The 21,468-nt window shown below is 63.5% G+C and carries 19 protein-coding genes; 14 read left to right on the top strand and 5 right to left on the bottom strand.

The window, feature by feature from the left end:
• The first annotated feature begins 1 nt into the window (after position 1).
• Positions 2–1,231 (top strand): NAD(P)/FAD-dependent oxidoreductase, encoded by a 1,230-nt coding sequence (locus tag ABIB57_RS23285; protein ID WP_354043636.1) that lies wholly within the window; start codon positions 2–4, stop codon positions 1,229–1,231.
• 60 nt (positions 1,232–1,291) lie between these two features.
• On the opposite strand, the gene ABIB57_RS23280 is transcribed toward ABIB57_RS23285, so the two are convergent.
• On the bottom strand, positions 1,292–2,206 hold the full coding sequence (locus ABIB57_RS23280; RefSeq protein ID WP_354043635.1) for a dihydrodipicolinate synthase family protein: 915 nt from the start codon (positions 2,204–2,206) through the stop codon (positions 1,292–1,294).
• A 246-nt stretch (positions 2,207–2,452) separates the two neighbouring features.
• Between ABIB57_RS23280 and ABIB57_RS23275 the strand changes: the two genes are divergently transcribed.
• From ABIB57_RS23275 to ABIB57_RS23255, 5 genes are all read left to right on the top strand, one after another.
• The gene (locus ABIB57_RS23275; RefSeq protein WP_354043634.1) at positions 2,453–4,198 is read left to right on the top strand and encodes an ABC transporter substrate-binding protein; all 1,746 of its coding nucleotides are present in this window, start codon (positions 2,453–2,455) and stop codon (positions 4,196–4,198) included.
• An 84-nt stretch (positions 4,199–4,282) separates the two neighbouring features.
• Positions 4,283–6,127, top strand: coding sequence for an ABC transporter ATP-binding protein (locus ABIB57_RS23270; protein WP_354043633.1), 1,845 nt, complete (start codon positions 4,283–4,285; stop codon positions 6,125–6,127).
• On the top strand, positions 6,124–7,065 hold the full coding sequence (locus ABIB57_RS23265) for an ABC transporter permease (protein WP_354043632.1): 942 nt from the start codon (positions 6,124–6,126) through the stop codon (positions 7,063–7,065). Before ABIB57_RS23270 ends, ABIB57_RS23265 begins: the two co-directional genes overlap by 4 nt.
• Positions 7,062–8,015: an ABC transporter permease gene (locus ABIB57_RS23260; RefSeq protein ID WP_354043631.1), complete on the top strand. Its 954-nt coding sequence runs from the start codon at positions 7,062–7,064 to the stop codon at positions 8,013–8,015. Before ABIB57_RS23265 ends, ABIB57_RS23260 begins: the two co-directional genes overlap by 4 nt.
• Positions 8,016–8,023: 8 nt before the next feature.
• Positions 8,024–9,331, top strand: coding sequence for an alpha/beta fold hydrolase (locus tag ABIB57_RS23255; protein WP_354043630.1), 1,308 nt, complete (start codon positions 8,024–8,026; stop codon positions 9,329–9,331).
• Between the two features lie 9 nt (positions 9,332–9,340).
• On the opposite strand, the gene ABIB57_RS23250 is transcribed toward ABIB57_RS23255, so the two are convergent.
• Positions 9,341–10,372, bottom strand: coding sequence for an Ldh family oxidoreductase (locus ABIB57_RS23250; RefSeq protein ID WP_354043629.1), 1,032 nt, complete (start codon positions 10,370–10,372; stop codon positions 9,341–9,343).
• A 127-nt stretch (positions 10,373–10,499) separates the two neighbouring features.
• Between ABIB57_RS23250 and ABIB57_RS23245 the strand changes: the two genes are divergently transcribed.
• Complete coding sequence (locus ABIB57_RS23245; RefSeq protein WP_299724409.1) at positions 10,500–10,703, top strand: hypothetical protein; 204 nt, start codon at positions 10,500–10,502, stop codon at positions 10,701–10,703.
• 4 nt (positions 10,704–10,707) lie between these two features.
• Here the strand turns inward: ABIB57_RS23245 and ABIB57_RS23240 are convergent, their stop codons facing one another.
• Together ABIB57_RS23240 and ABIB57_RS23235 are read right to left on the bottom strand one after the other, a co-directional pair.
• Positions 10,708–11,499, bottom strand: a complete 792-nt coding sequence (locus ABIB57_RS23240; protein WP_354043628.1) for a creatininase family protein — start codon at positions 11,497–11,499, stop codon at positions 10,708–10,710.
• Positions 11,500–11,501: 2 nt separating this feature from the next.
• Entirely contained in the window at positions 11,502–11,897 is a 396-nt protein-coding gene (locus ABIB57_RS23235; RefSeq protein WP_354043627.1) for a RidA family protein, read from the bottom strand.
• 214 nt (positions 11,898–12,111) lie between these two features.
• On the opposite strand from ABIB57_RS23235, the gene ABIB57_RS23230 reads away from it, so the two are divergent.
• The 6 genes from ABIB57_RS23230 to ABIB57_RS23205 all read left to right on the top strand — a co-directional run bounded on the left by ABIB57_RS23230 (position 12,112) and on the right by ABIB57_RS23205 (position 18,192).
• Entirely contained in the window at positions 12,112–13,119 is a 1,008-nt protein-coding gene (locus ABIB57_RS23230) for an ABC transporter substrate-binding protein (RefSeq protein ID WP_502914462.1), read from the top strand.
• Between the two features lie 132 nt (positions 13,120–13,251).
• Positions 13,252–14,010 (top strand): ABC transporter ATP-binding protein, encoded by a 759-nt coding sequence (locus ABIB57_RS23225; protein WP_354043682.1) that lies wholly within the window; start codon positions 13,252–13,254, stop codon positions 14,008–14,010.
• Between the two features lie 69 nt (positions 14,011–14,079).
• Positions 14,080–14,871, top strand: a complete 792-nt coding sequence (locus ABIB57_RS23220) for an ABC transporter permease (protein ID WP_354043681.1) — start codon at positions 14,080–14,082, stop codon at positions 14,869–14,871.
• A 2-nt stretch (positions 14,872–14,873) separates the two neighbouring features.
• Positions 14,874–16,199, top strand: a complete 1,326-nt coding sequence (locus tag ABIB57_RS23215; RefSeq protein WP_502914461.1) for a cytosine deaminase — start codon at positions 14,874–14,876, stop codon at positions 16,197–16,199.
• Positions 16,196–17,596: an FAD-binding oxidoreductase gene (locus tag ABIB57_RS23210; protein ID WP_354043626.1), complete on the top strand. Its 1,401-nt coding sequence runs from the start codon at positions 16,196–16,198 to the stop codon at positions 17,594–17,596. The genes ABIB57_RS23215 and ABIB57_RS23210 overlap by 4 nt, the downstream gene beginning before the upstream one ends.
• Positions 17,596–18,192 (top strand): NAD(P)H-dependent oxidoreductase, encoded by a 597-nt coding sequence (locus tag ABIB57_RS23205; RefSeq protein WP_354043625.1) that lies wholly within the window; start codon positions 17,596–17,598, stop codon positions 18,190–18,192. Before ABIB57_RS23210 ends, ABIB57_RS23205 begins: the two co-directional genes overlap by 1 nt.
• Positions 18,193–18,380: 188 nt before the next feature.
• Here the strand turns inward: ABIB57_RS23205 and ABIB57_RS23200 are convergent, their stop codons facing one another.
• A complete protein-coding gene (locus ABIB57_RS23200) occupies positions 18,381–20,249 on the bottom strand; it encodes an adenine deaminase (protein ID WP_354043624.1) in 1,869 nt (622 codons plus the stop codon).
• 153 nt (positions 20,250–20,402) lie between these two features.
• On the opposite strand from ABIB57_RS23200, the gene ABIB57_RS23195 reads away from it, so the two are divergent.
• Complete coding sequence (locus tag ABIB57_RS23195; RefSeq protein ID WP_354043623.1) at positions 20,403–21,440, top strand: ABC transporter substrate-binding protein; 1,038 nt, start codon at positions 20,403–20,405, stop codon at positions 21,438–21,440.
• The last annotated feature ends 28 nt before the right edge of the window (positions 21,441–21,468 follow it).

Below are 21,468 nucleotides of genomic sequence, written 5' to 3'. Positions count from 1 at the left end.
CATGGCTCGCATTGGCGTTGTAGGTGCCGGAATTGTTGGCGCGGCGATCGGCACCTGGCTGATCGGGGATGGCCATGAGGTCACCGTATTCGACGCCGACCCGGCGGGCCTACCCACATCAGCTGGCAATGCGGCGCTGATCGCCCTGCCCGAAATTGCTCCCATTGCAAGCCCCGGCATGCTGACGGCGGTGCCGAAATGGCTGCTCGATCCGCTGGGGCCGCTCACCTTGCGGTGGCAGGATGTGCCGGCACTGACCCCATGGCTGCTGGCCTTCCTCGCCGCATCGACGCCGGCCCGAGGGGCACGCGCCCGGTTGGCCCTGACGAGCCTGATGCAGACCGCGCTGGCCGATCATGAAGCGCTGGCGCGGATTGCCGGCATAGCGGGCCATCTGCGCCAGACCGGGTTTATCTCCCTCCACGATAGCCAGGCCAGCCTCGACGGCGCGCTGCGTGAAGCCCAATCCGTCAAGCAGGTCCTGGGCTATGACTATGAGGCCATCTCCACCGAAACGGCGCGCCGCATGGTGCCGCAATTGGAAGGACAGTTCTTTGGCGCGATGCATCAGCCGGGCTACTGGATGGTCTCCAATCCATTGACGGTGTTGCGCCAATATCAGGATTTCGTCCGGGGCCGTGGCAGGCTGGTGCATGGCAAGGTCATCGGCGTCGAGCGGCGCAGCGATGGGATTGCGTTGCGCATTGCGGGGCAGCCTGAGCAGGTATTCGACAAGATCGTAGTCGCGGCCGGCGTGTGGTCGCGCGAACTGGTGCGTGCAATGGGATTGCGGGTGCTGCTCGAGGCCGAGCGCGGCTACAACACCACCTATACGGGGCTGGGATGGAATCTCGCCGTGCCGGTGGGTTTTGCCGATCACGGTTTCATTGCTTCGCCGCTGGTCGATGGCCTGCGTATTGGCGGCGCCGTGGAACTGGCAAAGCCGGCCACTACTGCCAATTTCGGCCGCGCCAAGGCGATGCGCGAGAAGATGCGGCGCTATGTGCCCTCGCTGCCCGAAAGCGGCGTCGAGTGGATGGGTCGCCGTCCGTCCACGCCCGACTCGTTGCCCGTTATAGACCGGCACCCAGAGGACAACCGGATTGTCTTCGCCTTTGGGCATGGGCATCTGGGGCTGACGCTGAGCGCCGTTACCGCACGTTTGGTTGCAGACGCCATTGGCGGAACCAGCCCGACCCCGGCGGCGCTCTCCATCGCGCGTTTCCAATAGAGCTGCGGAAACGAAAAAAGGGACGGCCGAAGCCGTCCCCTTGAATGCAGAAGCCGCAATTTAGAAGCCGTATTTGGCCAGGTTAGGGCGGTTCTTAAGCCCTTCTTCGACCACCGCACGGATATGGGCGGCTTCGGCGCCAACCAACTCAAGCCGGGGTGCGCGCATGACCGGCGAAGTGCCGCGCACGATGTGCTCGGCCAGCTTGATATTGTGGACGAACTTCGCCCCGATATCGAGGTGCAGCAGCGGCAGGAACCAGCGGTAGATTTCCAGCGCTTCGGGAATTCGACCCTCCTGCACCAGCTTGTAGATGGCGACGGTTTCCTTGGGGAAAGCCACGACAAGACCGGCGATCCAGCCATGGCAACCCAGGATCAGGCTTTCCAGCGCCAGGTCGTCGACGCCGGTCAGCAACTGATAGCGGTCGCCCAGCGCCTTGATGGTTTCGTTGATGCGGCGGGTATCGCCGGTGGATTCCTTGATGGCGACGAATTTGGGCTCGTCGGCCATTTCCTTGAGCATGGCTTCGCTGATGTCGATGCCATAGGCCAGGGGATTGTTGTAGACGATGATCGGCAGGCTCGACGCCGCCGCGATGGCGCGGTAGTGGGCGACCACTTCGCGGTCGTCAGCCAGATAGCGCATCGCCGGCAAAACCATCAGGCCCTTGATGCCGATCTTTTCGGCCTCCGTAGCCAGCGCCGCGCCAGCGCGGGTGGAGTCTTCCGCAATGGTCAGCAGCACCGGCACGCGACCGGCGGCTTCCTCGATCGCCGCTTTGGCGATGGCCAGTTTCTCGGTGGCGATCAGGCTCGACGCCTCGCCGAGCGACCCGCACACGATGATACCATCGACGCCCGCTTCAATCTGGAAGGCAACGTCGGCCCGAACGCCAGCGAAGTCCACTTCCTGATTGGCGGTCATTTTGGTGGTGATCGCGGGGAGGACTCCCTTGAAGTCGCTCTTGTTCATAAAATTCTCCATGCCGCAGGGCGAGTTGTCGGTTTCCGGCCATGTTTAACGTCTTGTATTTAGTTTGTCGACAACAAAATCAGATCTCTGCACAGAGAGTTTTTGGTGAGCCCCACAGCCCTATTTCATTGTCGCCAAACTGTCGACAAATGGGTTGACAGCATGGATTTGTTTTGTGTCAATGCGACTACAGCCGCTCTCGGGCGGATCGAACGACGAGACTGCAATTGCTCGGAGGGAGCGTTCATGATCAGGAAATTCCAAAAACTCGCCTTTGTGGGGGCGCTGGTTGCCACCACGGCGCTGGCCGGTATTCCCACCATTCAGGCACAGGAAGGCCAGCCCGGCGGCACGCTGCGCATTCTGGGCACAGAGGATCTCGACCACTTCGATCCCACGTCCGCTGCGCTGGTTACGACCAACAATTTCCTGCGCGCGACAACGCGGCAGCTCATTTCATATGCGGCCTCGACGGACGAGCTGGTGCGCGTAACGCCCGCCGGCGATCTGGCCACCGAAGTGCCGCAGCCAACCGATGACGGGCTGACCTATACGTTCAAGCTGCGTCAAGGCGCCAATTGGAACACGCCGGCGGGTCCGCGCCAGATTACGTCCGCCGACTTCGAGCGCGGCGTCAAGCGCATGTGCAACCCGGCTTTGGGTTCGGCAGCGCTCACCTACTATACCGACCTCATCACTGGCCTTGCGGCCTTCTGCGAGGGTTTTGCCAAGGTTGAGCCGACGGTCGAGGCCATGAAGGCCTATATCGAAGGCAATGACATTGCCGGCATCGAAACGCCCGATGACGAAACCATCGTTATCAAGCTGACCCAGCGCGCCGGCGACTTCATCTTCATGCTGTCGCTGCCCACCTCGTCGCCGGAGCCGATCGAGGCGCTCGACTATTTGCCCGATAGCCCCGATTACCGCACCAACTTCATCGCCAGCGGCCCCTATACGCCGGCCGCCTATACGCCGGACAGCGCCCTGCAGCTTGTGCGCAATCCTGCATGGGTCGCCGAGACCGATCCGCTGCGCAAGGCCTATGTGGACGAAATCCAGCTCACATTCGGCCTGCCGGTCGACGCCATCATGCAGCAATTGCAGTCCGGCGATGGCGACATGACCTATGACGTCACCATCCCGCCCGCCGTGCTGCAATTGCTCAGCGCGCAGGGCGACGAGAAGCTGATGACGGTGTCTTCGGGCAATACCAACTTCATCTTCATCAACACCGTCTCGGACAACAACAAGGGCGCGCTCCGCGATCTGCGGGTTCGCCAGGCGCTGAACTATGCCGTCGACAAGGCAGCGGTGGTGCAGCAACAGGGTGGCCCGGAAATTTCCAAGCCGGTCAACGGCATCTTCGGCGTTGGCGTGCTCGGCTATCACGAGTTCAACCTCTACCCCACCGAGGGCGACAAGGGCGATATCGAGAAGGCCAAGGCCCTCCTGGCCGAAGCCGGCTATCCGAACGGCATTACCTTGAAAATGCCCTACCGCAACAAGGGCATCGAGCCTACCATCGCCCAGACCATCCAGGCCTCGATGGCGCTCGCCGGCATCACGCTGGAACTCACCCCGGTTGCACCAGCCGACTACTATTCGAAGTTCATGACCAATCAGGTCAACACCAAGGACGGCACGTGGGACATCGCGCCCGTCGGCTGGACTCCGGATTGGGCAGGCGGCGCTGCGCGCTCGGTGTTCCAGCCGCAGTTCACCTTCAACGGCACGCACCAGACCTACAACTACACCGACTACAACAACGACAAGGCCAATGAACTGGCCGACCAGGCCATCAATGCCCCGACCGCCGAAGAAGTCGGCAAGCTCTGGGGCCAGGTCGACGAACTGGTGATGGCCGATGCGCCGGTGGTGCCACTCATCGCCAACCTGATCGTGCTCTATCATGGCGAGGCAGTGCAGAACTTCCAGCCATATTCCCTGGGCGTGCAGGGTGACTGGACCAATGTCTGGCTGCAGCGCTAACCGATAAACCTCCCGCGGCCCGGACCAATCCATGGTTCGGGCCGTTTTCATTTGCCTCCAGCAGAAAGCGGTGCGGTTTTGCCAGTGCTCGAAGCGCGCCATCTCAGCGTTTCCATCCCCACCGAGGATGGAACAATTCACGCCGTGCAAGACGTGTCGTTCAGCGTCGAGGCCGGTGGCCTCTTCGGCATTGCGGGCGAGTCGGGTTCCGGCAAGAGCGTGATGATGCAGGCCATCCTGGGCCTCCTGCCCTTTGCCGATGTCACCGGCGAAGTCATCTTCGAGGGCCGCAACCTGCTGGCCCTGCCGCCGCGGCAGTTGCAGAAATTGCGTGGCGCGCGGATCGGCATGATCTTCCAGGACCCGCTCTCGAGCCTGCATCCCTATTACAGCATCGGCGCCCAGATCACCGAGGCGATCCACGCCCACGAAAAGGTCAGCCCGCAGGCCGCGCGTGCGCGGGCCGTCGACATGCTGACCAAGGTCGGCATCGCCAATGCGGCTGAACGGTTCGACAGCTTTCCCCACCAATATTCGGGCGGCATGCGCCAGCGCGTGATGATCGCCATGGCGCTGGTGCTCAATCCGCCGCTGATCATCGCCGACGAACCCACCACGGCGCTCGACGTCACCGTGCAGGCGCAGATCGTCGCCCTGCTCGACCAGATGCGCAAGGAACTGGGCGCCACCGTCGTGATGATCACCCATGACCTGGGCCTGCTCTCGAACGTGGCCGATCAGGTGATGGTCATGTATGCGGGCAACCGCATGGAATTCGGCTCCAGCGCCGCCGTGTTCAGGGCGCCCAGCCATCCCTATACGGCGGGCCTGCTCGCCTCCTCGCCGTCCAATTATGCGGCCGGCGAAGAGTTGGTGGCCATTCCTGGCCGGCCGCCCAGTCTGTTGCACAAACCGGCGGGCTGCGCTTTCGCAGTGCGCTGCGCCTATGCCATGCCGAAATGCGCAACGCAGCGCCCACCGCTCCGGCGGTTCAGCGACGGCGTGGAATCCCTGTGCTGGCTCGAAGCGCCGGTCGAGCCGATTCACGCGGAACGCGCCGCGGTCGGTGGGCGCAATGCCGACGCCACGGCTCCGGTCGTGCTCAAGGTGGACAATGTCGAACTGAGCTTTGCCACGGGCGGGTTCTTCGGTAAGGCGGGCCGGTTCGAGGTGCTCAAGGGCATCGATATCGAGTTGCGGCGCGGTGAAACCCTTGGTCTGGTGGGCGAAAGCGGTTGCGGCAAGTCCACGCTGGCGCGCGTCATCGCCGGGCTGATCCCGGCCACCAGCGGGTCTGTGCTGCTCGATGGCAAGGATATGGCCACCCTCGATCATGCCGGCTGGAAGGAGATGCGCAAGCGGGTGCAACTGGTGTTCCAGGACCCGTTCGGCTCGCTCAACCCGCGCCGGCGCGTCGGCGCCATCATCGGTGATCCGTTCCGCCTGCATCAGGTGGCCAGCGGGGCGGACCGCAAGCGGCGGGTGCAGGACCTCATGGAGACCGTGGGGCTCAATCCCGAGCACTATAACCGGTTTCCCTCCGAATTCTCCGGTGGGCAGCGGCAGCGCATCGGCATTGCCCGCGCTTTGGCGCTCAATCCCGCGCTGATCATCTTCGACGAGCCGGTTTCGGCACTCGACGTCTCGATCCAGGCGCAGGTGCTCAACCTGATGCGCTCGCTACAGCAGGAGTTGGGCCTGACCTACCTGTTCATTTCCCATGACCTAGCGGTGGTGCGGCAGGTCTGCGACCGCATCGCCGTGATGAACAAGGGCAAGATCGTCGAACTGGCGGAGGCCGAGGCGATCTATACCAATCCGCAAAACGACTATACCCGCACCCTGCTGGCCGCCTCGGTGGTGCCCCCACCGCAAAAGGGCCGCAGCACACGGCAATTGGTCGAAACCATCTGGGGAGCTCCGGCATGAGCACGTCGGCCACCACCCCGCCCACCGTCGTCCAGCGCAGCTCGCTCGACCTGACCCTGCGCCGCCTGATCCGCGACCGGGCCAGTCTTGTCGCCTTCATCTTCATCGTGCTGCTGGTAGCCTTTGCCGCCGCGGCTCCACTGGTCGAGGCCTGGATCGGCCACTCCCCGATCGAGCAATTCCGCCAGACGGGCCTTTCGCCCACCGGCCTGCCGGTCGCCCCCAATGCCGAATTCAGGCTCGGCACCGACCAGTTGGGCCGCGACGTTCTGGTGCGGCTGGCTTACGGGGCGCGCGTCTCGCTGCTGGTGGGCGTCGTCGCCTCGCTCCTCGCCGCATTCATCGGCGTCACCGTGGGCCTGCTCGCCGGTTTCCTCGGCGGTTGGGTCGATACCGTCCTCAGCCGCGCCATGGACCTGATCATGAGCGTGCCCTTTCTGCTGTGTGCGCTGGCGCTGGTCTCGGTGTTCGGCCCCAGCCTGTCGCTCAGCATCGGGGTTATCGTGTTCTTCAGTTGGACCACGATGGGCCGCGTCATTCGTGGCCAGGTCAAATCGCTGCGGGAACGCGAATTCGTACAGGCCAGCCGCTCGCTGGGGGCAGGCTCGCTCTCCATCATGGTGGTCGATATCCTGCCCAATCTGAGCGTGCCCATCATTGTCTACACCACTATGATGATCCCCGGCTCCATCGTCTTTGAGGCCACCCTGTCCTTCCTCGGCCTCGGCATCGTGCCGCCGGCGCCGAGCTGGGGCGGCATGCTGGCCGATGCCGGCGCCAACTCGATCTATCTGGTCGCCTGGTGGCTGGTCCTGTTCCCCGGGCTGGCGCTGCTGTTCACGACGCTGTCGTTCAACATCCTGGGCGATGGCCTGCGCGACGCGCTCGACCCCAAGGCGCGGCCGATCCGCGTCAAGCCAACGGGGGCCAAGCCATGATCCGCTTTCTCGCCGGCCGCTTGGGCTTTGCGGCGCTGATCCTTCTGGTGCTCAGCACCTTCGTGTTCTTCCTGTTCTTTGTTGCCCCGGGCGATCCGGCGCGCATGGTCGCCGGCGATAAGGCCACCGAGGCGCAACTAATCCAGATCCGTACCAATCTGGGGCTCGATCGACCCATCTACGAGCAATATCTGAGCTTTATCGGCAAGGCCGCGCATGGCGACCTGGGCTTTTCCTATCGCAACCAGCAACCCGTAGCGGCGCTGATCGCCAATAGGCTCCCCGCCACGCTGTCGCTGGTGGCTGGAGGCGTCATCCTGTGGCTGGCGGTCGGCATTCCCATCGGCATCATGTCGGCGCGCCATCCTGGCGGCTTTCGCGACCGGCTGGGGCAGGGCTTTATCCTGATCGGGTTGAGTTTCCCCACCTTCGTGCTGGGAATGATGTCGCTCTACGTCTTCTATTTCCTGCCGCGCCAAGCCGGGTTCACGCTGTTTCCCGCAGGCGGCTTCAAGCCCTTCTGGCCCAATCCGGCGGTCTGGGCCTGGCATATGGCCCTGCCCTGGGCGACGCTGGCGCTAACTACGGCCGCCGTCTATGCGCGCCTGACCCGCGGGCAGATGCTCGAAGTGATGGGCGAGGATTACATCCGAACCGCGCGTGCCAAGGGCCTGTCCGAGACGAAGGTCGTGTTCAAGCATGGCCTGCGCGCAACCCTGACCCCGCTGGTGACCCAGCTCGGCGCCGATATTGCCCTGCTGCTGGGCGGCGCCATCGTCATCGAGCAGGTCTATGGCCTGCAGGGCGTCGGCGCGCTGGCGGTTCAGGCGGTCAATAACCAGGACCGGCCGATCATCATCGGCGTGGTGTTGCTGGGCGGCTTCTTTATCGTCCTGTCCAATATCATCGTCGACATTCTGTACGTGCTGCTCGATCCGCGCGTGCGCTAGGAGAAGCTATGCTCATCTCGCAATACACCATGCCCGGCCGTCACATTCGCGACCATCTTGTCGATGTTCCGCTGGACTGGTTTGGCGACCGCGACGGCCCGACAATCAAGCTGTTCGCCCGCGAGGTGGTCGATCCGACCAAGAAGGATGAAAAGCTGCCACTGCTGGTGTTCCTGCAAGGCGGCCCCGGCGGCAAATCGCCCCGGCCGACCACCACGAGCCCCGCCTGGTTGGGCGAAGCGCTCAAGACCCACCGCGTCATCCTGCCCGATCAGCGCGGCACCGGCCGCAGCACGCCGGTGGATGCCGACACCATGGCGGGCTTTGCCGACCCGCAGGCGGCGGGCGACTATCTCGCCCATTTCCGCGCCGATTCCATCGTCGCCGACTTCGAGCACTTGCGCAAAACCGTGTTCGACGGCGTCCGCTGGCAATCGCTGGGCCAGAGCTATGGCGGCTTCCTGACCATGACCTATCTCAGCCAGGCACCCGAGGGCCTCGGGGCCTGTTACGTCGCCGGAGGCCTTGCCAGCATCACGCCATCGGCCGATGCGGTCTATCGCCTGACTTATCCGCGCGTCGAAGCCAAGAACGGGCGCTATTACAAGCGCTACCCGGACGACGCCGCCACCGTCGCGGCCCTTGCCGATTTTATCGACAACAACGAAGTTCGGCTTCCTGATGGCGACCTGCTCACCGTCAGGCGCCTGCAGACCGTGGGCATCGATTTCGGCATGGCGCCTGGGTTCGAGAACATCCACTGGCTGGTCGACGAGGCCTTTGCCACGCCGAGCCGCGATCGCCTGTCCGACCACTTCCTCGCCGAGGTCATGCACGCTACGAGTTACGACGGCAATCCGCTGTTCATGGTGCTGCAGGAGAGCATTTATGGTGCCGGGTCCGGAGCCACTGCCTGGGCGGCACAGCGGGTGCGCGACACGCTGCCCCAATTCGCCACCACGGCCCGCCCCCTGCTGTTTACGGGCGAAATGATGTTCCCCTGGATGCTCGACGACATCCGGTCGCTGAGGCCATTCAGGGCCGGGGCCGAAGCCTTGGCCCAGCGTGCGGAATTCAGCCCGCTCTACGACCTGCCCCGGCTCGCCGCCAACGATATTCCGGTTGCGGCGATCATTTACCACGACGACATGTATGTGGATGCGGGCCTGTCGCTGGAGACGGCCGGCAAGGTGGGCAATCTCAGCCATTGGATCACCAATGAGTTCGAGCATGACGGCATTCGCCAGAGCGCCAATGTGTTCAAGCGACTGATCAGTATGGTCGCCGAAAACGGCGGTCCCCGCGCCTCGAGCTGAGCGGGCCGACTAGCCTCGGGAGCGGATCGCCTGGAGTTCGTCAAACAGGCGCGTGGGTACCAAAACGCCCTCGCGCGCCGATTGTGCACGAGCAGCCAGCCGGCGATCGCCTGGCAGGCGCACGCCGTCCTGCTGGGAAATGCTGGAAAACAGCGTTTCGGCTCGCGCCATGTGGTCGGCGGCATCCTCGCCCAGAAACCGCACCGGATCGAAGGCGATGATGAGTTCACCGCCCAGGGGCGGGCTGCCCCGTCCTTCGTCTTCGGCAAACGATTCCTGGCTGGTGAGATCGCCGATCATCGGCCCGGCCAGCAGCTCGACCATCAGTGCCAGCGCCGTGCCCTTGTGGCCGCCAAACGGCAACATGGCGCCCGCAAGTCCCAACGCGGGATCGGTCGTCGGCCGACCCTCCGCGTCGACGGCCCAACCCAATGGAATGGATTTTCCGGCGCGCTGATGCAGTTCGATTTCGCCCCGCGCCACGGCGCTGGTGGCAAAGTCGAAGACGAAGGGGGCGCGGTCTGGCCGTGGCCAGCCAAAGGCGAACGGGTTGGTGCCGAACACCGGCTTGCTGCCCCCATGCGGCGCCACGCTGCGCTGTCCCGCCGTCAGGCCGATCGACACCAGGCCGGCATCCGCCAGCGGCTCGAGATCGACCCACATGGCCGAATTGTGATAGCAATTGTTGATGGCCAGCACGGCGATGCCAAGCGATTGCGCCGCCGCGACCAAGGCGGGCCGCGCCATCTCGTTGGCCAGCGGTGCGAAGCCGCGGCCCGCATCCACCTTGACGATGGCGGGCGATGTCTGGGTCACGACCGGCACCGCCTTGCCGTCAGCCTTGCCGCTGGCGACGGCCCTCACATAGCCGAGCAAACGGTAGACCCCATGCGAGCGGCATGCGTCAGCCTCCGCCGCCGTCACATTGCGCGCGATCGTGTCGGCATGGGCCAATGAAACCCCACTCGCGAGCAGTACATCACGAGCCAGGGTCTCGATATCGGCCAGCGAAAGACGCTGCTCTCGTTCGGGTTGGGTCATGGCTGTACTCCATTGTGCAAGATTGTCGACACACTGTGCACAATCACCGTCATTCAGTCAAACTCTGTACCCACCGCGCAATTGTCATCGCCTTGATCGATGATGGGAGACTGGCTAAAGCTGAAGCATGCAGTTTCAGGTGACCTGGGCGCGATATTCACAGCGGTGGCAGCGGCTCGAATTCGCCGCTTCGGGCGAGCGTAACGGCGCGCGATTCACCGTCGTCACCCATGTGAAATGCCGCGAGCCGAAGACGGCCGAGAACACCCATCTGGTGGCGATGATGAGAATTATCGAGGTCTTCAAGCTACCCAGCGCCTCGGGCCGGTGAGGATTTAGCGCGTGCCGGGCAGCGGCATGCGTTCAACCTCGGCCAGCACCTCCAGCATTCCCACCGCATTGGCTTCGGCGATGATGCGGCCTTTTTCGGCACTGGCGAGGGTCGCATCGCCCGCCGCGCCGCCAGGATTGATGTCCGAGGCGATCCACGCATAGACGTGGCCAAAGGCGCCGGTGGGGCGGAGGTATTTGAACTCCGTTTCGTCGCTTGCGGCGATGGAGACGAAATTCTGGGCCTTGGACATGTCCACCAGGTCGGGGCGGAAGTGCAGGATCAATGAGGTCTCCGCGTCGCCGCCATGAATGCCGTGGCGGCGTTCGACGTCGCTCAACACGCCAGGCGGGGTGAACCGCCAGCCGCTCTTGACCGCCAGTATGCCGGCCTGCACGCGCAGTTCGCGCGCCACGATGCACATGATTTCCTCATTGCCCCCATGGGAGTTGATGAAGACGATCTTCTTGATGCCGGCGCGGGCAACTTCCAGCCCGATCTGCGTCCAGGCATCGATCAGGTTGGTGGCCTTGTGGCTGATGGTGCCCTTGGCCCAGATATGCTCATTGGACTTGCCCACCGCCTGCACCGGCAGGATGCGCACATCCAGAGTGTCGGGGATTTTGGTGACCAGCAGGTCCAGCATGGACTGGTTGATGATGGTATCGGTGCCCACCGGCAGGTGCGGGCCGTGCTGCTCCACCGCCGCGATCGGCATGATGGCGATGGTCTTGTCCGGGTCGAGGCCTTCGAACTCGGAAGCGGAAAAATCGGTCCACCAGATCTTGCGCGGCATGCTTATTCCTTCATTGGACCAGCGGCGACCGCTTCGATCTCGACGACAAATTCTGCGCGGGCAAAGCCGCTGACGATCATCAGCGTCGAGGCCGGATACGGCTCGGCAAACAGGCCATTGCGCACGCCCATATAGGCCGGCAGATGCTCGCGGCCGGTGACATAGGCGTTGATGCGCACGACATGCTCCAGCCCCAGCCCTGCCTCGCGCAGCACCGCCGCGATATTGTCGAAACAGATGCGCGCCTGCCCGGCACAATCGGCGGGCACCACGCCTTGGGCATCGATCCCCAATTGGCCGGAGACGAACACAAGCTGCTGGCCGGCGGGTACGCTCATGCCGTGGCTATAGGGGGCAAAAGGCGGATGAATATCGGCGGGCGCGAGAGACGTGGCCATGCGGGTGGGTTCCTTGAGGCGGGAATGTTAGCTGCACTAAAACTGATTGCAAGCCCATCGCGCACGATTTGCACCCCATGCAGGCAATATTTCTATCTGCCGCATTTTTAGCTTTCCATCATGGAGATATGACGCAAAGAATGGGCATGCCTCAAAGGCGCACAAGAATTCACCACGACCGGACGGGTGCACATCCGGAGCTTTGGAGATCGAGATGAAGTTCATGACACTGGCCGCCACGACCACGCTGGTCCTGGGTAGCCTGACCGGCCTCGCCGCCGCGCAGGACAAAGTGACGTTCGGCACCAACTGGCTGGCCCAGGCCGAGCATGGCGGCTATTACCAGGCCGTCGCCGACGGCACTTATGCCAAATACGGGCTCGACGTGACCATCCGCCAGGGCGGACCGCAGGCGCCGAATGGTCAATTGCTGATCGCCGGGCAGATCGATTTCTACATGGGCGGCATGTCCACCATCGATGACGTCAAGCAAGGCATTCCAGGCATCACCGTCGCCGCCATCTTCCAGAAGGACCCGCAGGTGCTGCTGGCGCATCCCGAAGCCGGCTTCACCGATGTGGCGAGCTTGGTCGGCGCCAGCAAGCTGATCATGGGCAAGGACAGCTTCTTTGCCGGCTACTGGCCGTGGATGAAGGCAAAATTCCCCGGCTTCAAGGACGAGATGTACGAGCCCTACACCTTCAATCCGGCACCGTTCATCGCCGATCCCAAGGCCGTGCAGCAGGGCTACCTGACCTCCGAGCCCTATGAAATCGGCAAGCAGACCGGTACCGAGCCGCAGGTTATACTGCTCGCCGACGCCGGCTACGCGCCCTATTCCACCACGATCGAAACCCGTCAAGACATCGTGGAAAAGACCCCCGACCTGGTGCAGCGCTTCGTCGATGCCACCGAGATCGGCTGGTACAACTACCTCTATGGCGACAACAAAGCCGCCAATGACCTGATCAAGACCGACAATCCCGAAATGACCGACGGCCAGATCGAGTACTCCATCGCCAAGCTGAAGGAATACGGCATCGTCGTGTCCGGTGATGCCGAAACCAAGGGCATTGGCTGCATGACCGACGCGCGCTGGAAGGAATTCTACGACAGCATGGTGGAAGCAGGCGTCTACGAGGCCGGTATCGACATCTCCAAGGCCTATACGACCCAGTTCGTCTGCAAGGGCGTCGGCATGGACCTCGCCGTCGCCAAGTAGGCGACCAACCATCGGCGCGGGTAATCCTGTCCGCGCCGTTTCAGCCCTAACACGGGTTTGCTTGTGACCGATTTAGCTCTCGCTGGAGTCCACACTTCAGCCCCCACGGCCCCGCGCCGCCTCGTCGTCGCCATGAACAATGTGAGCAAGGTGTTTTCCAACGGCACGCTGGCGCTCAAGGGCATGTCGCTGGACGTACGCGGTGGCGAATTCATCTCCCTGCTCGGCCCCTCGGGCTGCGGCAAATCCACCGCCCTGCGCATCATTGCCAGGCTGGGCGCTGCCAGTTCGGGCAGCATCGACTGGCCCAGTTCCAAGATCAATTCACACGGCCTGCCCGAGGGCGATGTCGGCTTCGTGTTCCAGGAGCCGACGCTGATGCCGTGGGAAACGGTGTTCGGCAATGTGCACTTGCCGCTCAAACTGCGCGGCGTGCGCAAGGCCGAGGCGCGCGACAAGGTGATGGAGAACCTCCGCAGTGTCGGGCTGGCGGACTTCGCCGACGCCTATCCACGCGAACTCTCGGGCGGCATGAAGATGCGGGTCTCCATCGCCCGCGCCCTGGTCACCCGCCCCAAGCTGCTGCTGATGGACGAGCCCTTCGCGGCGCTCGACGAAATCACCCGCCAGAAGCTCAACGACGACGTGCTGGCCCTCTGGCAACAAACCGGCATCACGGTGATCTTCGTCACCCACTCGGTCTATGAATCGGCCTACCTCTCAAGCCGCATCGTCGTCATGCGAGCCCGGCCGGGCCAGGTGTTTACCGATCTGAAAATCGCCCAGCCCGAAGTGCGCGATGGCGCCTATCGGGTCTCCGAATTCTACCGCGCCAATTGCCAAAAGGTGTCGGACGCGCTGCAAGGCGCCATTCAATCGGCGGAGAGCTGAGCCATGAGCGATATCAAGGCCGTGGCCGAAAAAGGCACCGACAGCGCCGTCACCGTGCTGCTGCCGCGCATGTCCAACAACGAAAAGGTCCTCCAGGTCGTGGTGCCGCTGGTGGCGCTGGCACTGGGCATTGCCGCCTGGCAGTGGATCGTGACCGCCAATGGGATTCCCAAATATATCCTGCCCGGCCCGGGCGACGCGGCGGTGGCGCTGTTCACCGATTCCGCCACGCTGTGGCCGGCGCTCTGGGTCACGCTGCGCATCACCGTCATGGCGCTAGCGATCGCTTTGGTCGGTGGCGTGACGCTGGCCATCATCATCGTGCAGTCCAAATGGCTGGAACTGGCGCTGTCGCCATTCACCGTCATCCTGCAGGTGACCCCGATCATCGCCATCGCGCCGCTGATACTGATCTACGCGCCCGATACCCAAAGCGCCCTGATGATCTGCGCCTTCCTCGTGGCGTTTTTTCCCATCCTCTCCAACATGGTGCAGGGCCTCAAGAGCGTCGATCATAACCTCCTGAACCTGTTCGAACTCTATGGCGCCAATGGCTGGCAGACGCTGCTGTTTCTCAAGATCCCGGCCTCGATGCCCTATTTCATGGCCGGCCTGCGCATCGCCGGCGGCCTGTCGCTGATCGCCGCCGTGGTGGCCGAGTTTGCCGCCGGCTCGGCCGGTCAAGGTTCGGGGCTGGCGTTCCGGCTGCTGGAAAGCCAGTATCGGCTTAACCTGCCGCGCATGTTCGCGGCCCTCATCATGCTGTGCGGCACCGGCATCGCCATTTACGGGCTGACCTCCTTTGTCTCCTGGCTGGTGCTGCATCGCTGGCACGAAAGCGCCATTCGGCGGGAGAACTGAGCGTGGTCGACAAGTCGTCTTTCTCCGCCACCGGCACGTTCGTGCTCAAGAATGCGACCATTCCGGTCGCTGCCATGGGTCAGCGCGGCGGCCGCGTTGAAAAGCGCGATATCTCGGTGGTCAATGGCGTGATCGCAGCCATCGAGCCGAGCATCGAAGCCGCTGGCGGCGGCACGGAATACGATTGCGACAATGGCCTCGTGCTGCCGGCCTTCGTCGATATCCATACCCATCTCGACAAGGGCCATATCTGGCCGCGCAAGGAAAACCCGGACGGCACCTGGCTGGGAGCCCTGCTCGCCGTGCAGTCCGACCGCGAAAACCTGTGGGCCGCTTCGGACGTCGAGCGCCGCATGGATTTTTCCCTCCGCTGCGCCTATGCCCACGGCACTGCCGCCATCCGCACGCACCTGGATTCAGCGCCGCCCCAGCATGAAATCAGTTGGGCGCTGTTCGAGAAAATGCGCGAGCGCTGGGCCGACCGCATCGAGTTGCAGGCCTGCGCGATCATCGGCCCCGATACCATGCTCGACCCGGTTGCCCTCGATACCATCGCCCGGCAGGTCAAGTCCTCCGGCGGCCTGCTTGGCGGTTCGGTGGCGGTTTACGGCCGCTCCAAACAAGCCATGCTCGCCGTGGTAGAAAAGGCCGGCAATCTCGGCCTCGATCTCGACCTGCACACCGACGAAACCGGCGATCCCGCCGCCCATGCCCTGTTGCATCTGGCCGAAGCGGTGCTGGAAACCGGCTTTACCGGCAAGGTCATGGCCGGCCATTGCTGCGTGCTGACCGTTCAGGACGAGCGCACCGTCAAAACCACCATCGACAAGGTGGTCGAAGCCGGCATTGCCGTCGTCTCGCTGCCAATGTGCAACATCTACTTGCAGGATCGCGACAACGGCAATGGCGCGGTGCGCACGCCGATCCGGCGCGGCGTCACCCTGCTCAATGAATTCAAGGCGGCCGGCGCCACTGTCGCCATCGCCTCCGACAACACGCGCGACCCCTTCTACGCCTATGGCGACCTCGATGGCGCCGAAGTGTTCCGCGAAGGCGCGCGCATCCTGCATTTCGACCACCCGCAGGATCAGGCATGGGACTGGGTCCGCGCCGTCGGCGCCTCCCCGGCCGATCATGGCGACTTCGCCTACAAGGCCACCATCGCCGTCGGCCAACCGGCCGATTTCATCATCTCCCGCGCCCGCGCCTGGAGCGAATTGATGAGCCGTCCGCAAACCGACCGCATCGTCATCCGCAACGGCATGCCGATCGACACCACCCTGCCCGATTATCGCGAACTCGACGACTTGATGGGACGACTACAATGAGCATTGCCGCCTTCCGCGCCGACCTTGGCACCATTCCGGTCGAAGACCATCCCCGCATCGTGCAGCAGCGCAGCCGCGACCATTACTGGTATTCGCCAGTCCTCAAGGCCAAGCTCGATCACGTCACCGCCGAGATCGTGGTGTCGCCGCGCACCAACGACGAGGTCAAGACCATCCTCGCCGCGGCCTACAAGCATAATGTCGCCATCACCCCGCGCGGCGCCGGCACCGGCAATTACGGCCAGGCCATGCCGCTTGCGGGCGGCGCCATGCTCAACCTGATGAACATGGACAAGGTGCTCGAGATCAAGCCGGATCGTGTGCGCGCCCAAGCCGGTGCCGTGCTGGAACAGATCGACCACCAGACCAAGGCTGCTGTCGGCGGCGAATTGCGCTTCCACCCCTCGACCTATCGCATGGCCTCGATCGGCGGCTTCATCGCCGGCGGGTCGGGCGGCGTCGGCTCGGTGCGCTGGGGTGGTCTGCGCGCGCTGGGCAGTATTCTGGGCCTCAAGGTCATCACCTGCGAGGCGGTGCCGCGCGAGCTCGACCTCAAGGGCGAGGATATCCTCAAGGTCGCCCACGCCTATGGCACCAATGGCATTATCGTCGAAGCCGAAATGCCGCTGACCACGAGCTATGAGTGGATCGACATGATGGTGGGGTTCGATGATTTCATCGACGCTTGCCGCTTCGCCGAGGCTGCCGCCAAGCAGGATGGCCTGCTGCTCAAGGAAGTGTCCCCCTGCGCCGCGCCGATCCCTGAGGCCTATTTCAACCGCCACAAGCCCTATATCAAGGACGGCCAATCGGTCGTGCTGCTGATGGTCGCGCCGGTCGCGGCCGAGGCGATGACGCTGTTCGTCAGCCACCACAACGGCGAGATGCTGTATCGCGCCGATGAGGCAACGCCCGAAGAACTCAAGCGCCTGCCGCCGGTATACGAGCTGGCCTGGAACCACACGACGCTCCGCGCGCTCAAGTCCGATCCGACCATCACGTATCTCCAAACCCGCTACCCAACGCTGGCCCATGTGGAGAAAATCGTCGCCCTGCTTGGCGACGAATTGCCGATGCATATCGAGATGACGCGGCAGGATGGCGAGGTGACCTTCGCCGGCCTGCCCATGGTGCGCTACACCACCGAGGCGCGGCTGGACGAGATCGTCAAGATCCACGAGGACCACGGCTGCGCCGTGTTCAATCCGCATCGCTATACGCTGGAGGAAGGCGGGATGAAAAAGACCGACCGCAAGCAACTCGCCTTCAAGCAGGAGGCAGATCCCAAGGGCATGCTCAATCCCGGCAAGATGATCGCCTGGGAAAACCCCGATTTCGATTTCAACGCTGGCAAGGCCTGGCTGTTCGACGGCCTCAATCCGGTCAGTGCCGCCTGATGCGGGTCCATGTCATCCATGCCCACCCGGTCGAGACCAGCTATAACCGTACGCTGTTCAACACCGTCGTCGAGACGCTGACCGCCAATGGCCACGCGGTCGATGCTCTCAATCTCTATGACGAGGGTTTCAGCGCCACCCTCAGTCGCGAGGAACGTCTCAATTATCACGAAGTGCCGGGCAATCTGACCCCGGCGATCAAGCCGTATGTCGATCGCCTGATGGCTGCGGAGGCGTTAGTCTTCGTCCACCCGGTGTGGAATTACGGCTACCCCGCCATCCTCAAGGGCTATTTCGACCGCGTGTTTTTGCCCGGCGTGTCGTTCATCCTTGAAGGCGGCGGCGACCGCGGGAAGCTGCTGCCCAATCTCACCCACATCAAGAAGGTCGCGTTCGTGACCACCTATGGGGGCAATCGTTGGCGCACCATGGTGATGGGCGATCCCCCGCGCCGCCTGGCGAGGCGTTGGGCCTGGGTGACGTTCCGCACGCCGAAACCGCCGAAATACCTGGCGCTTTATGACATGAACAACAATACGGCGGCGCAGTTGAACGAGTTTATCGAGAAGGTGCGGACGGAGATCGGGCGGTTCTAGGCCACATTAGTCTCAAGTTTTCACGGCAATTCGAGAGCTACCGACCTGTCCCTTCCCCCTTGAGGGAGGGCTAGGGTGGGGGTGTCGGCGGTTCAGCAATCTAAGAGTCCGCCCGACCTCCGACACCCCCACCCTCAATCCCTCCTCTCAAGGGGGAGGGAGGGGAGAGCGCAGCGTCTCTCCGCCCCTCACCACACGATGGGATGCACTTCCCCCGTCGCCACATTCACAAACCCTTCCGGCGCCAGCGGCGACGGTGCCACCAGCACCCAGCGCCAGGGCGCGCAGGTCAGTGTCGCGAACGCTAGCCGCTCGGGAAAACCCGGCCACCAACGCGGCGAGAAGGTCGGCTCATACATCCAGTCCACTTTCGCGCCCTCGGCATAAAGCGCCTGCATTTCGGCATCCAACGCTTCCGCCGGCCGACAACTCATGAGCCCGCCCACCTCGTAGCGCACCGTGGCCACCAGCTTGCCCTCGCGCACCAGTGCCCAGCCCCCCTGGATATCGCGCAGCGCATTGACTGCCGTCGCCATCGCCGCATCCGACGATCCGACCGCCCAGATATTGTGTTTGTCATGCCCCAGCGACGCCGCCAGCGCCGTATCCGCCGTGCGCGGCCCGGTGCCGAGCCAGAACATTTTCGACGTCCTGCCCTCCCCTGAAAACCTGTCGACTATCGTGAACTTGGTGACGTTGCGAGCCTCGTCGCGCTGCACCTGCCCGTCGCGCACCGGCAATTCCATGGTGATGAAATCATCCGCCCAATGGAACGGCCGCAACACCGCCGACTGCATGCTCGCACGCCCCGGCTCGGCCGCAATCGCAAAGTCCGCCGCCGTCATCTCTCGGTCGATTTTCACCGTCTTCGTCGCCCAATCCGGCCAGTCGATCCTGGGCACTGCCCCAGAAAAACTCTTGCCCTCAGACACCGCTTCGCCATCGGCCCACACCTTGGCGATCGAAAGGCTCGCCACATCGTCCAGCAGCACCATATCGGCGAACCGCCCCGGTGCGATCGAGCCGACCCACGGCGTCAGCCGCATATGCCGCGCCGGATTGATGGTCACCAACTGAATCGCGATTTCCGGCGCCAGCCCCGCCTCGATCGCCAGTCGCACATTGTGATCGGTGGCGCCGAGCTTGAGCGTATCGGTGCACGAGCGATCGTCCGTGCACAGCGCGAACTGACTCCAGTCGTCCTGCCCGTCGGCCAGCAGGCCCTTGACGATGTCGGGCAGCGAGTGCGGCCGGATTTCCATGAACAGCCCGCGCCGCAGCTTGTCGCGCACCTCGTCCAGCGTCCACGCCTCATGGTCCGATGCCATGCCCGCAGCGGCGAAGGCATTGATATCGTCGATGCCGCGCATGCCCGCCGCATGGCCCTCGACCACGCCGCGCTGCTCGAACGTCGCGCGGATCATGCCCCACAGCCGCTCATGCGAGGGGTTCTCGGGGTTCCACACCGCCGGCCAGTCCATGACCTCGTCGAGCCCGCTCACCATCAGGCTTTGCTTGAGAAAATCGCGCTGCTCCTCATAGCCAAAGTGCCCGCCGCCCCACTCATAGGCCGTGGGCGGCACGGCTGAGCCCGGCAACGGGAAAATCTTCATCGGCGAGCCGGCCAGTCGCGCCTTGAGCCAGAATTCGAGATTGTTCGGCCCGTTGACGTTAGAAAATTCGTGGCTCGCTTCGCAGACCCAGGTGCAACCGCGCGGCATGACCAGTGCCGCCTCCCATTCGGGTGTCAGGTGGCTCGATTCGATATGTTTGTGCACCTCGCCGAAGCCCGGCACGGCCGCCAAATTCGGCTCTTCGAATCGCTCCCCGATCTCGCCGGGATACGTCCCCGCCGGCCCCACCCAGGCGATTCGTCGGCCGGAAATGACGATCTCCTGATCCTCGTGCCAACGCCGCCCGTGCACATCCAGCAGCCGCCCGACGCGCAACGACCGGTCGGCCTTCTCCTTGCCGAGCGCAACCAGCGCCAGATGCTGGCGAATCCGCACTTCGTCGTCGGCGGTGATGAGCAGGTCGGGCGGCAAGGCATCGGTCATGGCGAGATCCAGGTGGGGGTATGAGCTTTAGTAGCACTGTAAAGCACAACTATTGGGCTTGAATGGGGGACGCCACAAAAATAGGCTGGGGGTCGGGAAGCCGTCGTCATCCGCATCGCCTGGCCTGCCCGCCGGGCTGCAAAGGAAATCGCAATGAAAAAGATTCTGGTCAATGCAATCGCGCTGACGCTGTCCGCCACTGCGCTGATGGCCGCGCCCGCTTTCGCGCAAACCAAGACCCTGACCATCTCCTGGTGGGGCTTCAATGGTGAAAAGCTCGACGCGCTGCTGATCGCGCCATTCAAGGCCCAGTGCGGCTGCGAAGTGGTGTTTGAAACCGGCAATGCCGGCGAGCGGCTGAACAAGCTGCAGATTCGCAATGGCGAAGGCGTCGACGTCATCTACCTGTCCGACAGCTTTAGCCAGACCGGCATCGAAGCCGGCCTGTTCCAGAAGATCGATCCGAGCAAAATCCCGAACCTCGCCGGTCTCTACGATCTCGCCAAGGACCCGCAGGGCGGCTATGGCCCGGCCTATACGCTGGGCCGCGTCGGCATCGTCTATGACAGCGCCAAGGTGACAACCCCGATCACCTCGTGGAACGACCTGTGGCGCGCGGACCTGGCGTCCTCGATCTCGCTGCCCGGCATCACCACCACGGCCGGCCCGATGACGGTGATCAAGGCGGGCGACCATGCGGGTGTCGATGCCTATGCGGATGCCGACGGGGCCTTCAAGGCGCTGGAAGAGCTCAAGCCGAATGTCGTGAAAAACTACAATACCGGCTCCGAGATGATCAACCTGTTCTCGACTGGGGAAATCACCACTGCCATCGCGCAGGATTTCACCCTGGCCCAGATCCAGGCCGCCGTGCCGACCGCCAAGTGGGCCGATCTCAGCGAAGGCGCCATCGCCACCGTCAACACGGTCAATATCCCGGTCGGCGCGCCCGAGCCCGAGCTGGCCTATCAGTTCATCAATTTCCTTTTGACCCCGGCTATCCAGCAGAAGCTGGCCGAGGAAGGCGTCGATGCCCCCGCCGTCAAATCGGTGACGCTGACGCCCGAACAGGCCGCGATCTGGACCTATGGGGCCGACATGATCGAAGGCCTGCAGCGCGTTGACTACGTCAAGATGAACGCCGCCAAGGCCGGCTGGATCGAAAAGTGGAACGAGCTGTTCGGCGGCTAATTTTGGCCGATTGATCGCTCCGCAAACG

Origin of the sequence: Devosia sp. UYZn731, assembly GCF_040546795.1 — a bacterium.
In the GTDB taxonomy this organism is placed as follows: domain Bacteria; phylum Pseudomonadota; class Alphaproteobacteria; order Rhizobiales; family Devosiaceae; genus Devosia.
Note: the sequence above shows the minus strand (reverse complement) of the source record. Positions and strands in the feature narration are given on the sequence as shown.

Excerpts from the sequence above, each read along its gene's own strand:
- ABIB57_RS23285 (WP_354043636.1), top strand. The coding sequence starts at position 2 with ATGGCTCGCATTGGCGTTGTAGGTGCCGGAATTGTTGGCGCGGCGATC.
- ABIB57_RS23280 (WP_354043635.1), bottom strand. The coding sequence starts at position 2,206 with ATGAACAAGAGCGACTTCAAGGGAGTCCTCCCCGCGATCACCACCAAA.
- ABIB57_RS23275 (WP_354043634.1), top strand. The coding sequence starts at position 2,453 with ATGATCAGGAAATTCCAAAAACTCGCCTTTGTGGGGGCGCTGGTTGCC.
- ABIB57_RS23265 (WP_354043632.1), top strand. The coding sequence starts at position 6,124 with ATGAGCACGTCGGCCACCACCCCGCCCACCGTCGTCCAGCGCAGCTCG.
- ABIB57_RS23260 (WP_354043631.1), top strand. The coding sequence starts at position 7,062 with ATGATCCGCTTTCTCGCCGGCCGCTTGGGCTTTGCGGCGCTGATCCTT.
- ABIB57_RS23255 (WP_354043630.1), top strand. The coding sequence starts at position 8,024 with ATGCTCATCTCGCAATACACCATGCCCGGCCGTCACATTCGCGACCAT.
- ABIB57_RS23250 (WP_354043629.1), bottom strand. The coding sequence starts at position 10,372 with ATGACCCAACCCGAACGAGAGCAGCGTCTTTCGCTGGCCGATATCGAG.
- ABIB57_RS23245 (WP_299724409.1), top strand. The coding sequence starts at position 10,500 with ATGCAGTTTCAGGTGACCTGGGCGCGATATTCACAGCGGTGGCAGCGG.
- ABIB57_RS23240 (WP_354043628.1), bottom strand. The coding sequence starts at position 11,499 with ATGCCGCGCAAGATCTGGTGGACCGATTTTTCCGCTTCCGAGTTCGAA.
- ABIB57_RS23235 (WP_354043627.1), bottom strand. The coding sequence starts at position 11,897 with ATGGCCACGTCTCTCGCGCCCGCCGATATTCATCCGCCTTTTGCCCCC.
- ABIB57_RS23230 (WP_502914462.1), top strand. The coding sequence starts at position 12,112 with ATGAAGTTCATGACACTGGCCGCCACGACCACGCTGGTCCTGGGTAGC.
- ABIB57_RS23225 (WP_354043682.1), top strand. The coding sequence starts at position 13,252 with ATGAACAATGTGAGCAAGGTGTTTTCCAACGGCACGCTGGCGCTCAAG.
- ABIB57_RS23220 (WP_354043681.1), top strand. The coding sequence starts at position 14,080 with ATGTCCAACAACGAAAAGGTCCTCCAGGTCGTGGTGCCGCTGGTGGCG.
- ABIB57_RS23210 (WP_354043626.1), top strand. The coding sequence starts at position 16,196 with ATGAGCATTGCCGCCTTCCGCGCCGACCTTGGCACCATTCCGGTCGAA.
- ABIB57_RS23205 (WP_354043625.1), top strand. The coding sequence starts at position 17,596 with ATGCGGGTCCATGTCATCCATGCCCACCCGGTCGAGACCAGCTATAAC.
- ABIB57_RS23200 (WP_354043624.1), bottom strand. The coding sequence starts at position 20,249 with ATGACCGATGCCTTGCCGCCCGACCTGCTCATCACCGCCGACGACGAA.
- ABIB57_RS23195 (WP_354043623.1), top strand. The coding sequence starts at position 20,403 with ATGAAAAAGATTCTGGTCAATGCAATCGCGCTGACGCTGTCCGCCACT.